Origin of the sequence: Segatella maculosa DSM 19339 = JCM 15638, from assembly GCF_000382385.1 — a bacterium.
GTDB classification, from domain to species: domain Bacteria; phylum Bacteroidota; class Bacteroidia; order Bacteroidales; family Bacteroidaceae; genus Prevotella; species Prevotella maculosa.
Genome location: NZ_KB908319.1, coordinates 158,573 through 171,990, shown reverse-complemented (window position 1 = coordinate 171,990; position 13,418 = coordinate 158,573). Strand labels below are relative to the sequence as shown.

The 13,418-nt window shown below is 48.0% G+C and carries 11 protein-coding genes; 5 read left to right on the top strand and 6 right to left on the bottom strand.

The window, feature by feature from the left end; translation table 11 throughout:
* Positions 1 to 313: 313 nt before the first annotated feature.
* Positions 314 to 1,489 (bottom strand): lipid-A-disaccharide synthase, encoded by a 1,176-nt coding sequence (gene lpxB, locus H164_RS0100720; RefSeq protein WP_019966851.1) that lies wholly within the window; start codon positions 1,487 to 1,489, stop codon positions 314 to 316.
* Positions 1,490 to 1,503: 14 nt separating this feature from the next.
* Positions 1,504 to 2,274, bottom strand: coding sequence for a 5'/3'-nucleotidase SurE (surE, locus tag H164_RS0100715; RefSeq protein ID WP_019966850.1), 771 nt, complete (start codon positions 2,272 to 2,274; stop codon positions 1,504 to 1,506).
* 102 nt (positions 2,275 to 2,376) lie between these two features.
* On the opposite strand from surE, the gene H164_RS0100710 reads away from it, so the two are divergent.
* The 5 genes from H164_RS0100710 (at position 2,377) to H164_RS0100690 (ending at position 8,500) form a co-directional block, all read left to right on the top strand.
* Positions 2,377 to 3,141: a ParA family protein gene (locus H164_RS0100710; protein ID WP_008565334.1), complete on the top strand. Its 765-nt coding sequence runs from the start codon at positions 2,377 to 2,379 to the stop codon at positions 3,139 to 3,141.
* 32 nt (positions 3,142 to 3,173) lie between these two features.
* Positions 3,174 to 4,061, top strand: coding sequence for a ParB/RepB/Spo0J family partition protein (locus tag H164_RS0100705; RefSeq protein ID WP_008565331.1), 888 nt, complete (start codon positions 3,174 to 3,176; stop codon positions 4,059 to 4,061).
* Between the two features lie 3 nt (positions 4,062 to 4,064).
* Positions 4,065 to 4,775, top strand: a complete 711-nt coding sequence (locus tag H164_RS0100700) for a DUF5683 domain-containing protein (protein ID WP_019966849.1) — start codon at positions 4,065 to 4,067, stop codon at positions 4,773 to 4,775.
* A 62-nt stretch (positions 4,776 to 4,837) separates the two neighbouring features.
* Positions 4,838 to 6,199, top strand: a complete 1,362-nt coding sequence (locus H164_RS0100695) for a lytic transglycosylase domain-containing protein (protein ID WP_019966848.1) — start codon at positions 4,838 to 4,840, stop codon at positions 6,197 to 6,199.
* 18 nt (positions 6,200 to 6,217) lie between these two features.
* Positions 6,218 to 8,500 carry a RelA/SpoT family protein gene (locus H164_RS0100690; protein WP_019966847.1) on the top strand — a complete coding sequence of 761 codons (2,283 nt, stop codon included), beginning with the start codon at positions 6,218 to 6,220 and terminating at the stop codon, positions 8,498 to 8,500.
* 503 nt (positions 8,501 to 9,003) lie between these two features.
* Here H164_RS0100690 and dnaA read toward each other — a convergent pair.
* From dnaA to folB, 4 genes are all read right to left on the bottom strand, one after another.
* Entirely contained in the window at positions 9,004 to 10,410 is a 1,407-nt protein-coding gene (dnaA, locus tag H164_RS0100685) for a chromosomal replication initiator protein DnaA (RefSeq protein WP_019966846.1), read from the bottom strand.
* 361 nt (positions 10,411 to 10,771) lie between these two features.
* Positions 10,772 to 11,671, bottom strand: coding sequence for an MlaD family protein (locus H164_RS0100680; RefSeq protein ID WP_019966845.1), 900 nt, complete (start codon positions 11,669 to 11,671; stop codon positions 10,772 to 10,774).
* A 39-nt stretch (positions 11,672 to 11,710) separates the two neighbouring features.
* Positions 11,711 to 12,976: an N-acetylmuramoyl-L-alanine amidase family protein gene (locus H164_RS0100675; protein WP_019966844.1), complete on the bottom strand. Its 1,266-nt coding sequence runs from the start codon at positions 12,974 to 12,976 to the stop codon at positions 11,711 to 11,713.
* A gap of 54 nt (positions 12,977 to 13,030) precedes the next feature.
* A complete protein-coding gene (folB, locus tag H164_RS0100670; protein WP_019966843.1) occupies positions 13,031 to 13,411 on the bottom strand; it encodes a dihydroneopterin aldolase in 381 nt (126 codons plus the stop codon).
* Between the last annotated feature and the right edge of the window lie 7 nt (positions 13,412 to 13,418).

The following is a 13,418-nucleotide window of genomic DNA, read 5'->3' as shown; positions in this document are numbered from 1 at the left end:
AAACCCAAACAGATAAAAATGCCGCAGTTTTTTCGAAGGAGCAATACTATTGTGGTCTGATACCGGTTTCTCTGAACCTTGAAAATACGCAAAAGAAATGACATCTCAATAGAGGTTGCAAAACAAATATAGCCATGCCGAGGCTGTAGGGACGTACGGTCCGTGCGTCCGATCAGCGTGGAACAATCAACTTGTCAACTACAATGCGAGCGGACGCACGAGCCGTGCGTCCCTACATACTGCAAAGATGCAAAAAATTGCAGACGTTTGCAAATTCGATATGAAACATGCTTACAAGAAAAGGCACCTCTGTTCAAGGACAACAGTCGGCTTCCTGCCTGAGTAGGTTGACCATCAAGCGGGCCGCATTGTCGGGAGCTACCTCATTGCCCAACCGCTCTTCCACCTCTTGATAGGCTTTGAGCATGGCCTCACGCCCTGTTCCTCCGGGCAATAAACGTGCAAGTTCGGTCGCAATATTGTCCGTTGTGAAGCGGTCAGCAAAGAGTTCTGCCACGACATCACGGTCGGCAATGAGGTTAACGAGCGAGATATAGTGACACGAAAGCACGTGGTTGAAGGCCCAACGGATAAGCCGTGGCACGGGCGTTCTGTAGCAAACTACTTGCGGAACATGCAATAAAGCGGTCTCTAAAGTGGCTGTTCCGCTGGTCACCAAGGCTGCCGTTGCATGGGAAAGCAAGGCATATGTGTCGTCTTTCACCAGTGAAACAATAGACTTGGCAGGTCCCGTTCTTTCCATAATCTCTTGATAAAAGGCGTCTTCAATCGCAGGGGCGCACGCCAAAACGAGCCTAAAGCGGTCGGCATAACGTGCCGATGCAGCTATCATCGCAGGAAGATTGTCCTTGATTTCTTGCTTCCTGCTGCCGGGAAGCAGGGCGATGAACGGTTTGTCATCGGCCATCTGGTGTCGCTCACAAAAGGTTTTGAAATCCTCATGATGGGCTTTCAGGAACGAATGCACCTCATGTGCCGTCGGATTGCCCACGTAATGGATTTTGTAATGATGCTTTTCTTCATAGAAAGGTACCTCGAACGGCAAGATGGAAAACAGCTCTTTGATGTCGCGTCGTATGGCTTTGATGCGCCATTCTTTCCACGCCCATATCTTTGGAGAGATGTAATAAAAGGCCGGAATGTCGGTTTTTTGCTTCAGAAAACGGGCGATATTGAGATTGAAACCGGGGTAGTCTACAAGGATAACCACGTCGGGATGCCATGCAACAATGTCTTTCTTGCAGCGCGACATGTTGCGGAATATCGTGCGAAGATGCAGCAACACGGGCACGAAACCCATGTAGGCAAGTTCCCGATAGTGTTTTACGCGCGTTCCCCCCACGGCCGTCATCAAGTCGCCTCCGAAGAAACGGAACTCGGCTTCATGGTCATTCCTTTTCAATGACGCCATGAGATGGGCGGCATGCAGGTCGCCACTGGCCTCGCCAACGATGAGGTAATACTTCATAAGCTCCGATAATGCTACAGATTCCAGCCCTTCACGGTGTCGATGAAGCCGTAGTCGGTGACGTCAATCCGTGTGGGTGTGATGGCGATATAGCCATGTTGCAGGGCCCAATGGTCGCTGTCTGTGGCCTCGGGCTCGTCGTTTCGGCACTCACCGGCCAGCCAATAGTAGTCATACCCATGCGGATGGCGTGCCTTGACCACCTCGTTGACCCAACTTCCGAAGGCCATTCGGCACACTTTCACGCCATTGAAAGGCGGTTTGGCGGGGAAATTCACGTTCAGGCAGACGCCTTTCGGGAGTCCTTCGGCCAGCACCTTGTCCACAATGCGGCAGACATCGTCGCGCAGATAGCGCAGGTCGGCCTCCTCATCGTAGTCGCTTGTAGAGAAAGCCACAGAGGGAATATACTTCATACAGCCCTCTCTTGCCACGCCCATCGTACCGGAATAGTGGCTGTTGACCGAGGCATTGTCACCGTGGTTGATGCCGCCGAGGATCAAATCGGGCCGCCGCTCGCTGCAAAGTTGGTCGACGGCGAGCTTTACACAGTCCACAGGTGTGCCGTTGCATGACCACACTTCCACGTCGCCCATGTTGTGCCTGCGTTTCAATCGCAGAGGGATAGCGGCCGAAAAGGCGCAGGCAAAGCCCGAACGGCCTGCTTCCGGGGCACAGACCAGCAGGTCGGCGCGGTCTTTCAGAAAGGAAACGAGGGTTTTGATGCCGTTGGCATGGTAGCCGTCGTCATTGGAAATCAGGATAAAAGGACGCTTCTGGTTCATCTTTTGCAGTGTAAGTTTGCGACAAAAGTACTAAAAAAAGGTTTATTTCTCGCCTATTTCATGTAAAATATGTAACTTTGCAGCAAATCAACTTATTTCTAAATGGGAAAGATTATAGCTTTAGCTAACCAAAAAGGAGGTGTGGGTAAGACCACAACAACAATTAATTTGGCAGCCTCGTTGGCCACACTTGAGAAGTCGGTTCTCGTGGTTGATGCCGACCCGCAGGCCAATGCTTCAAGTGGATTGGGCGTAGATATCAAGAATGTTGAGTGCTCCATTTACGAATGTATCATTGATCATGCCGACATACGTGATGCAATTTACACCACAGACATCAAGGGATTGGATATCATTCCGAGCCATATTGACCTCGTGGGAGCAGAGATTGAGATGCTCAACCTTGAAAGTCGCGAACGCGTTTTGAAGCGTCTTCTCGACCCGATTCGCAACGATTATGATTATATCCTCATCGATTGCAGTCCTTCATTGGGCCTGATTACGGTCAATGCCCTGACGGCTGCCGACTCAGTCATCATTCCCGTGCAGTGCGAATACTTTGCACTTGAGGGCATCAGTAAGCTGCTAAGCACCATAAAAATCATCAAGAGCAAACTCAATCAGCAGTTGGAAATCGAGGGATTTTTGCTGACTATGTACGACAGTCGCCTGCGTTTGGCCAACCAAATCTATGACGAGGTGAAACGACATTTCCAAGAATTGGTCTTCAAGACGGTCATTCAGCGTAACGTGAAGCTAAGCGAAAGTCCGAGTCATGGGCTGCCTGTGATTCTCTACGATGCCGAATCGGCCGGTGCCAAGAACCACTTGACCTTGGCAAAAGAGCTCATCGATAAGGAGAGATGAGTCAGATTCTTTAAAAGAACAACGAAACAGAAATGGCAGTACACAAGAAATACAACACCTTAGGCCGTGGTCTCGACGCGCTCATCTCTACAGATGCCGTTCGAACGCAGGGGTCTTCGACCATCAACGAGATTGCAATCGATCAGATTGAAGCCAATCCCAACCAGCCTCGCCGCGAGTTTGCCCCCGAAGCTTTGCAGGAATTGGCCAACAGCATTCGTGAAATCGGCATCATTCAGCCGATAACCCTCCGCCAGATTGCCGACAACCGCTTCCAGATCATAGCTGGGGAACGCCGCTGGAGAGCCTCTCAACTGGCAGGACTCAAGGCGCTTCCGGCCTATATTCGCACCATCAAGGACGAGAATGTCATGGAAATGGCCCTTGTGGAGAATATCCAACGCGAGGATTTGAACGCCATCGAGATTGCCTTGGCCTATGAACATCTGCTCGAAGGTAGTGGAATGACGCAGGAGAAAGTGTCGGAACGTGTAGGCAAAAGCCGCACGGCCATTACCAATTATCTGCGACTCTTGAAGCTGCCGGCACAGGTTCAGATGGCCTTACAGAACAAAACTATCGACATGGGTCATGCCCGTGCGCTGCTTGCCTTGGACAGTCCGGCACTTCAAATCAAGCTTTTCAAAGAGATACTGAAGAACGGTTACTCCGTAAGAAAGGTGGAGGAGTTGGTGCAGGCACTGAAGAGTGGCGAGGATATTGAAAGCGGGAAGAAGAAGATTGTGGCGCGCAATCAGCTCCCGGAAACGTTTAATGCACTCAAAAACCGGTTGGCTTCGTTCTTCAATACTAAGGTTCAAATGACTTGTTCCGCCAAGGGAAAGGGGAAAATCAGCATACCTTTTGCCAACGAAGAAGAGTTGGAGCGCATCATGAACGCCTTTGACAAACTGAAGTGAGGCATGTCTTCTGCAAGACGCTCCCATATCATCGCTGCGATGGCCTTGTTTGCCCTGCCATTCTGTGCCTATGCGCAGCATGAGGAGAGGCATATGCCGCTTGCAGATGCACCAAATATCAAGGCAGCTGAAGTGCTGACGCATGCCGACAGCGTGACTTTGGCAACGGACTCCCTGCAGATGACGAAGAAAAAGCGTGATTGGGCGACATGGAAGCCCGACCCTAAGCGCGCACTATGGCTGGGATTGGTGCTTCCGGGAGCTGGTCAAATCTACAATCGTAAGTTCTGGAAGCTTCCTATTATATATGGTGGCATCGTTGGTTGCATGTATGCAATGACATGGAATAACCAAATGTATCACGATTACTCGCAGGCCTACATGGACATTATGGACAATGATCCCTCGACGGCAAGCTATAATCAGTTCATGCATTTAGGCGCTAAGATCACCAATGAGAACATCAGTCGCTATCAAGACTTGTTCAAAAGACGCAAAGACCGCTATAGAAGGTGGCGCGATATGAGTTTTTTTGTCCTCGCAGGTGTGTATGCCTTGTCGGTAATCGATGCCTATGTGGACGCCTCCCTCTCCGAATTCGACATCTCGAACGACCTCAGTCTGCGTGTCGAACCGGCCATTGTCAATACCGATTACCAACGTCATCCGCTCCGTTCAGGAGGAATCGGTCTGCATTGTAGCTTGAATTTCTGACTTCATCAGGCCTTCATGTGGAAAAGAAAAAACAGAATTGAAAGATAGAACCCTATTTTAAAATGAAAAGAATATACTTAATCGCCCTCTCGCTCTTGCTTGCCAGCACCGTGAAAGTGCAGGCACAAGTGGTTGACGACGCAGACAACGACAACGAAGAGACTGAAATCACCGTCACAAATGCACACGGAAAGCGGGAAGTTATCGAGCTTCCAGAGGCCATGACCATGGAACTTGACAGCTTGATGCACCTGTATAACACGAAGTATCTGCGTCCTGACACCTCATGCAACCTGCCTGACGTTAATCCCGTGTATGAAAAATCGGTCTATATGAAACGTCTGAGCATGCTTCCCACGCTCATCGAGATGCCTTATAACGACGTGGTTCAACAGTTCATCGACCGATATAGCGGTCGCCTTCGCCGCTCGGTAAGTTACATGTTGGGCGCACAAAACTTCTATATGCCTATCTTTGAGGAGGCCTTGGAAAGCTATGGACTGCCCTTGGAACTAAAATATTTGCCCGTCATTGAGTCGGCTTTGAACCCCAGAGCCGTGTCCCGAGTGGGCGCAACTGGCCTTTGGCAGTTCATGCTCAACACGGCCAAGCGATACGGATTGACGGTAAATACATTGGTAGATGAGCGGCGTGACCCCGTAAAAGCGTCTTATGCGGCAGCCCATTACCTGAACGACCTTTATAAAATCTATGGGGATTGGAACCTTGTGATTGCTGCTTATAACTGCGGCCCCGACAAAATCAACAAGGCTATTCACCGCTCCAAGCAGAATGATTACTGGCAGATTTATCCCTATCTGCCGCGGGAAACGCGCGGATATGTGCCCGCATTCATTGCCGCTAACTATATTATGAATTACTATTGTGAGCACAATATCTGCCCGATGATGACCGATTTGCCGGCTAAGACCGACACCGTCGTCGTCAACCGTGACCTGCATTTCGAGCAAGTGGCCCACGTATTGGGTCTCGATGTGGACCAGATTGCCGAACTGAACCCGCAATATCGTCACAATATTGTCAATGGAAAGTGGCGCCCATCTGCGCTCCGTCTGCCCACGATGTCGGTGATGAAGTTCATCGACAATGAAGACGCCATCTACAATTACATGCCGAATGAGTTGCAGAACAAGCGCACCGAGGTCGAGGTAAACGATGAAGAACCGACCATCACTCGCTACAGACGCGTCTACAAATACGGCAAACAGGTAAGCAGAAATGGCAGAAAGCAGGGCCGGAAAAAGAGAGAACGTCCGGCAAAAGGTAGGAGTGTGACAATCCGCGAGGGTGATACGTTGTCGGAAATCGCTAAGCGCAACAACACCACCGTAACGAAATTGAAACGTCTTAACGGCATTCAAGGCAGCGGAATACGGGCCGGAAAGAAACTCAAAGTCAAATAATAAGCAGGAGAACACGAGATGGACGAGCGCGAGATGAAGGATGCAGCCCGTGAAACTGCCGAAGACAAGCTGATAACAGATGCCTTTCAGCACCTGTTGGACACCTATCTTGCATCGCGCCACCGCAAGAAAGTGGACATCATCACTAAGGCTTTCAACTTTGCACGACAGGCACATAAAGGTGTCAGAAGGCTCTCGGGAGAGCCCTATATCATGCACCCCATCGCCGTGGCACAGATTGCTTGCGAAGAAATGGGACTCGGTTCGACCAGCATCTGCTCTGCTCTGCTCCATGATGTCGTGGAAGACACCGACTATACCGTTGAGGATATCGAGAATATCTTCGGCCCGAAAATTGCCCAAATCGTAGACGGACTGACCAAAATCAGCGGAGGCATCTTCGGAGAACGGGCTTCGGCGCAGGCTGAAAACTTCAAGAAACTGCTGCTGACCATGAGCGATGACATTCGAGTTATCCTCATCAAGATATGCGACCGCCTGCATAATATGCGCACATTGGCCTCACAACCGGCCAACAAGCAGTACAAAATAGCCGGCGAAACGCTCTATATCTATGCACCATTGGCCAACCGATTGGGCCTAAACAAAATCAAAACGGAACTCGAAGACCTGAGTTTCAGGTATGAACATCCCGAAGAATACGCCGCCATCAAAAGCAAATTGGCCCTCACACAAGAGAAGCGTGACGAGCTGTTTGCCAGCTTTACGGGACCCATTCGCGAGGCACTCGACCGCATGGGCATTCAATATCAGATCAAAGCGCGCGTGAAAAGCCCTTACTCCATTTGGAATAAGATGCAGAACAAGCACGTGACCTTCGAGGAGATCTACGACATATTGGCCGTCAGAATCATCTTTGTTCCGAAGGAGAGAGACCAAGAAATCAACGAATGTTTCAACATATACGTAGCCTTAAGCCGCATTTATAAGAGCCATCCCGACCGACTTCGCGACTGGTTGAACCACCCGAAAGCCAACGGATATCAGGCACTTCACGTCACACTGATGAGCAAACAAGGACGCTGGATAGAGGTCCAGATACGCTCAGACCGCATGAACGAGGTGGCCGAACAGGGCTTTGCGGCCCACTGGAAATATAAGGAAGGCGGCGAATATAGCGAAGACGAGGGCGAACTCAACGATTGGTTGGCCACCATCAAGGAGATTCTTGACGACCCACAGCCCGATGCCATGGACTTTCTCGACAGCATCAAGCTCAATCTTTTCGCTTCAGAAATCTTCGTGTTCACCCCGAAAGGCGAGATAAAAACAATGCCGGCAGGTTGCACGGCCCTCGACTTTGCCTTTCAAATCCACACGTTTCTCGGCAGTCATTGCATCGGGGCGAAAGTCAATCACAAGCTCGTCCCGCTGAGCCACAAGCTGAGCAGCGGCGACCAAGTAGAGATATTGACCAGCAAGGCACAGCATGTTCAGCCCTCATGGATCAACTTTGTGTCCACGGCAAAGGCGCGGGCGAAGATCCAAGCCATTCTCCGTCGCGACGATCGTGAGCTGCAAAAGGCTGGAGAAGAGCTACTCACGGCATGGCTCAAGCACAATATGATGGAGATGTCTTCATCGGTTCTCGACAAACTTTGCGACATTCATCACGTTCAGAAACATGAGAATCTCTTTCAATCCATTGGCGACAGGACCATCATTCTCGGCGACAATGACCTTGATGCACTGCTTGGCAAGCACCAGAAAGAGGCGACATCGTCGGGATGGCGACGCTATGTTCCTTTCCTCCACGACAAGAAATCCAGCCCTTCTGAAGCGGACAAGACCTCCGGCCAAACGCTCTTCACGGCTGAAAAAAACTTCAACAAGCGGCAACCTGTCGTCATCGGCGAGGAAACCATCGGTGCCTACATCTTCCCCGGCTGCTGTCATCCTATTCTGGGTGACGATATTCTGGGCTACATCGACAATCAGAACCACATCGAAATCCATAAACGTGCCTGTCCGGTTGCAAGTCGTTTAAAGTCGAGCTACGGCAACCGGATTCTCGATGCCAAATGGAACATGCACAAACAGTTGTTCTTTGACGCGATAATCGAAATCAAGGGAATCGACAGAAAAGGCATGCTCCACGACCTTGCCGACGTGATTTCCGACAAGATGAACATCAATATCCACCGCATAACCATCACCAGTGACGAAGGAATTTTTTATGGAAACATCGAAGTTCGCGTGCACGACCGCGACGAAGTGCGAGCCATCATGGACAATCTCAAGGTGATTGACGACCTGAAAGAGGTGCAACAGATTATATAAGAGGGGAAGCCTCCCCGGTCCCTTTCAAAGAAGGAGAGCTCGAAATCGTGAGAAAACAGTGAGGTTGAAAGCATGTGAGAAAGAAAACATTCTTCATCGTGGGGTGATGGATGGAAAATGAAAAGAAACGTTCTTCGCCTTGGGGAGAAGAAAGGAAGAGGCAACGAATAAACCTTTCCTCCATGGGTGAAGTTAATGAAACTTAAGAGAATGGTTTTCCTCCATGGAGGAAAAAGGAAAAATTAACAGAAAACTCTTTCCTCCATGGAGGAAGTTAATAAACTATAAATAAACAATTGTCCTCCATGGGGGAAAATACTTTTCTTAACAATTAACTCCTTTCCTCCATGGATGACGAAAGGGAAAATCAGTGAATGGACCTTTCGCGCGTGGGAGAGAAGTTAAAAGGGCCGACAGAGCGACCGTCTTCCGCGAGTGAAAACATTTCTTTGATAATTCGTCAACTTGATATCAACTAAGTTTCTTTGACCGGCAATGACACATCAAGCTTTTAACTTGAAGGAAATCTCTATGGAATCTATCTCGTCTTTGAAAGCCGTATCCACTTTCATCCGATTTTCTATTTGAGAACAACTGTGAATCACTGTCGAATGGTCGCGGTTACCGACAAGTCTTCCTATTCGGGCTGCAGGCATCTTTGTATATTTCTGAGCAAGATACATTGACACTTGACGGGCTATCACAAGGTCACGCTTGCGGCTTTTGCTGTTCACGGCTGTGACAGTGACATTGAAATGGTTGCAAACAGTATCGAGGATATCATCAACTGTCAGTGGATGGTTATCCATCTTCACAGCACGTTTTACGACCCTTTCGGCCAAATGCATGTCGATATCACTGTTGTAGACAACGCTGTAAGCCAATAATGAGTTGACAACCCCCTCCAAATCACGCACACTTCCGTTCGCCGTGGAGGAGATGAAGCGAACGACTTCGTCGGGTATGTGCAGCCCATCGCGTTGTATTTTGCTCTTAAGGATGTCGGTACATAATTTCACGTCCGGTTTTTCCAACTCGGCTATGAGCCCACAAGCGAAACGCGTTAGCAGGCGTTCGTTCATTCCTTGCAGGTCAACCGGCGGACGATCGCTGGCAAGGATAATTCGTTTCCCGTTTCGGAAGAGGTGATTGAATATATGAAAGAATGTGTCTTGTGTCTTCGTTGCATTTATCCATTCTTGGATATCATCGACGATCAGCATGTCAATCGTCTGATAGAATCTGATAAAATCATTGATTGCCCCATGAAAATTGGCATCGACAAACTGTGTTTGGAAGAGACGGGCACTGATATACAGCACTCTTTTCTCCGGATATAGCTGTTTGCACCTGACGCCGATTGCATTGATGAGATGCGTCTTCCCGCAACCTGACGGACCGTAGATGAACATGGGGTTGAATTGCGGCTGCGAGGGATGCTCCGCTACAGAAAGTCCCAAGCTACGAGCCAGCTTATTGCTCGTTCCCTCAATATAATTTCTGAATGTAAGATGCGAATCCAACTGCGCATCGATTTCAAATGACCGATCGATATCCATCGGTGACGGAGAATGGTTGGCACCATTACGTGCCTTTCGTGGTCCAATGTCGCCGGGGTCGGCTTCGATGTCTTGCGTCAGCTTGTGCTCCTTGTCTGTCACGACGCGGTAAGTGAGCTGAATGCCTTCACCAAAAGTACGATAAAGCACCTGTTTGAGTAAGCCTAAAAAGTTCTCCTCCAAATACTCATACACAAACGGACTGGGTACTTGAACCAAAATCGTCTTCCTTGCTTTGTCAAAATGCTCAAAGGCAATAGGTTTGAACCATGTATTAAATTGCTGTGGCGTCACGTTCTGCTTAATGAGCGCAAGCGCGTCGCCCCAACAGTTGTTAGGACTTATTTTCATTTACTTTTCATATGTATAATTGTTATATGTCTTTCGACTTTCTGCAATTTCGCAACTGCAAATTTAATAAAAGAAAGTCAAACTTACAAATCGTTGTTTCCTATTTTTTTCAATAGAAAACGTAACTTGTTTATATAACCTTATTTACCTCGAAAGAACCTTATTTATAAACTTCTACACTTGTATAATTGTAATATTCTGACTCAAAGAATATTAAGAGGTTTGTAAAGATAATTTAGGAAAATCTGTGAAACACAGGTCTTTCAGCTTAAGAATATCTAAGTTAAACGGCTATTGGATATTACCAAAAGCCGTGAAACATGAGAAATATAATTTAGATGATATTTAATTAGTGCAAAAGCTACTTATCTTTTCTTCCGAAGACCGAGAAATGGACGTAGCGTTTAGGATGTTCACGCACATTTATCAGCAAAGAGTCTGCATTACGCATGGTTTTATTCATGTTGTTATATAACGTTGGGTCGTGCAACAGCATGCCCAAAGTTCCTTCTCGGCTATTAAGTTGCCTTGTAAAGTCCTTGAGATGGGCTATTGTTTGGTCCACTTGCGCCATTGTATTTGCCACATCAACCTGTGCAAGATTGCTTGTAAGCTTGTTGGTATTTGTCAGAACACCGTCTGCCTTATGGAGCAGATTGGGGATGTCTTTGTTGAGCCCACCCATCAAAACGTTCAATTGTTGCGATGTTGTATGAAGATTGTCGGTGATGCCCTCTATATGATGTAGCGAGTTCGCCAAGGCGGGGTCCGCCAACAATCCATTCACACTTGCCAATATACTGTCGAGCTTTGGCAACATCTTTTCAATCGTAGGGACAAGTTTCGAAACCTGTCCGAGCATTCCGCCATTCTTCTCTCCTACAATGGTCTCACCGGGATTCACACGCTCGCGTGGATTGTTGGCAAGAAGCAGGTTCAGCTTTACGTTCCCCATCAAGTCGCTTTCAATCTCAGCAGAACTACCTTTCGGAATGCGGAGGTTATTGTCGACATCTATCTGAACAAGAATTTCCTTGCCATGCTTGTAGTCGTATTGTATGCTCTTTACCACGCCCACCTTATAGCCATCGGCATAAATCGGATTGGAGGAAGAGAGCCCGCTGATGTCCTTGAACGACACATAATAAATATTGTCGCTGGAGAATAGCGACATTCCCTTGAGAAAATTGAGTCCGAAAAACAGCACGAGAATGCCCACGATGGCAACAAGTGCAATCTTGATTTCCTTTGTAATCTTCATATTTTAACCTTATCTTTCTGTCTGTTTGATTTGAAATACCTATCTGTTGGCTTTAAATTCCTTGATGGCTGCATTGATGTCCATCTTGTTTCCATTCTTGAATGCAACGATAAAGGCATCCGGGAATTTATCGAGAATCTGCTTGCGTAGCCGATATATCTCATTATAATTGGTTGATGCACCATAAGTATATTTGTTGTTTGCCCCCTCACGATAGGAATCTATCCCCGTGAGTCCCTTAAATCGCACGTCATCAGCTTTCAAGATACTTGAGCTTACCAATAGCTGTATCTTAAACACAGGCTTTTCTGCCTCTGCCTTATTAGCCACTTGAGGACTCGCTACCGGTTGGTCCGGTTCTGTTTTTCGAGTCGTGGCATTTGTTTCCGGCGACTTTTGTTCCACCTTTTTACGTGGCTTGCGACTTGCAGGAGCCTCAGGAGCGATGTTCTTATAATCAAGTGGCACAACTTGTGGTATCACTGGGGCTTCCTTTATCGGTTTATAAGGCACATTGATGTCGTTATCGTAGTGCTGACGGTATTTCATAAAGGCCTCGAAAATGCCCTGCACATACAATTGAACCGAGGCATCATCGTTCAGAAAGTCCTCTTCGTCGGGTGTGGAAATGAAGCCTAACTCCAACAAACAGCCCGGCATTGATGTCAAACGAAGAACAGCAAGGTTGTTCTGGTGGGAGCCTGCATTGATTCGTCCCGTGGAAGCACAGACATATTGCTGCAACAAACGGGAGAGTTCTACGCTTTTCTCTCTGTTCTTGTCAGCAATAAACTCATACATGATGTTGCTCTCTGCCGAATTGGTATCAAAACCCTTGTAAACAGTCTTGTAATCCTTCTCTAAGAACATCACGGAATTCTCGCGCTTTGCAACGTCAAGATTGGCCTTGATACCCTTATCGCCAGAATGCTCGCCACGTCCTAATGTCCAACTCTGAAAGCCACGGACCGACTTGGAACCTGTGACGGCATTGATATGAAACGACATAAAGAGGTCGGCCCCGGCTTTGTTGGCAATGTCCGCGCGCCCAGCCAAGGTAACAAAAACATCGGTCTTGCGTGTATAAATCACGCGGACATCGGGGCAATTAGTCTCAATATAGCGGCCAAACGCAAGCGCATATTTCAAAGTGAGGTCTTTCTCGTGCGAGTAAGCACCGGGAGCTCCATGGTCTCCACCGCCGTGCCCGGCATCGATGACAAGTGTAAAACGACGGTTTGCGGCTACAATGGTAACAGCAAACAGCAACATTGTCATCAGGAAGAATACTCTCTTTCTACTCATACACAAGCATATTGCAGGCAAAATTAGTGAAAAAAGCTCGAAAACCCAACGCTATTATTCTGTTTTATCATTTATTAAATGAAGCTTAACTCCTGCACCTTCGCAGTCGGCACCCATGGGGGGATTGCACTTTTCTACCTTTATTTCAACTTCGTTTATGGCTTTGAACGTCCGAAAAAGGCGGTCGGCGATACGATAAGCAACCCGTTCTATGAGTTGACTCGGTACGTCCATCTCTTCTTTTACGGCTGTATAGACAGTCGCATAATTCAATGTGTCGTCCACATTGTCAGAACCTACCGCTGTCTCCAAAGGAAAATCGATCTTCAAATCCACCCGATAATCATTACCGGTTAAACGTTCCTGCGGCATCACACCATGGAAGGCATGAAACCGCAGGCCGTTAAGAAAGATACAACTGTTTTTGATTTTCATTGCATAA

Coding starts and splice junctions, on each gene's coding strand:
- lpxB (WP_019966851.1), bottom strand. CDS start 1,489: ATGAAGTATTACCTCATCGTTGGCGAGGCCAGTGGCGACCTGCATGCC.
- surE (WP_019966850.1), bottom strand. CDS start 2,274: ATGAACCAGAAGCGTCCTTTTATCCTGATTTCCAATGACGACGGCTAC.
- H164_RS0100710 (WP_008565334.1), top strand. CDS start 2,377: ATGGGAAAGATTATAGCTTTAGCTAACCAAAAAGGAGGTGTGGGTAAG.
- H164_RS0100705 (WP_008565331.1), top strand. CDS start 3,174: ATGGCAGTACACAAGAAATACAACACCTTAGGCCGTGGTCTCGACGCG.
- H164_RS0100700 (WP_019966849.1), top strand. CDS start 4,065: ATGTCTTCTGCAAGACGCTCCCATATCATCGCTGCGATGGCCTTGTTT.
- H164_RS0100695 (WP_019966848.1), top strand. CDS start 4,838: ATGAAAAGAATATACTTAATCGCCCTCTCGCTCTTGCTTGCCAGCACC.
- H164_RS0100690 (WP_019966847.1), top strand. CDS start 6,218: ATGGACGAGCGCGAGATGAAGGATGCAGCCCGTGAAACTGCCGAAGAC.
- dnaA (WP_019966846.1), bottom strand. CDS start 10,410: ATGAAAATAAGTCCTAACAACTGTTGGGGCGACGCGCTTGCGCTCATT.
- H164_RS0100680 (WP_019966845.1), bottom strand. CDS start 11,671: ATGAAGATTACAAAGGAAATCAAGATTGCACTTGTTGCCATCGTGGGC.
- H164_RS0100675 (WP_019966844.1), bottom strand. CDS start 12,976: ATGAGTAGAAAGAGAGTATTCTTCCTGATGACAATGTTGCTGTTTGCT.
- folB (WP_019966843.1), bottom strand. CDS start 13,411: ATGAAAATCAAAAACAGTTGTATCTTTCTTAACGGCCTGCGGTTTCAT.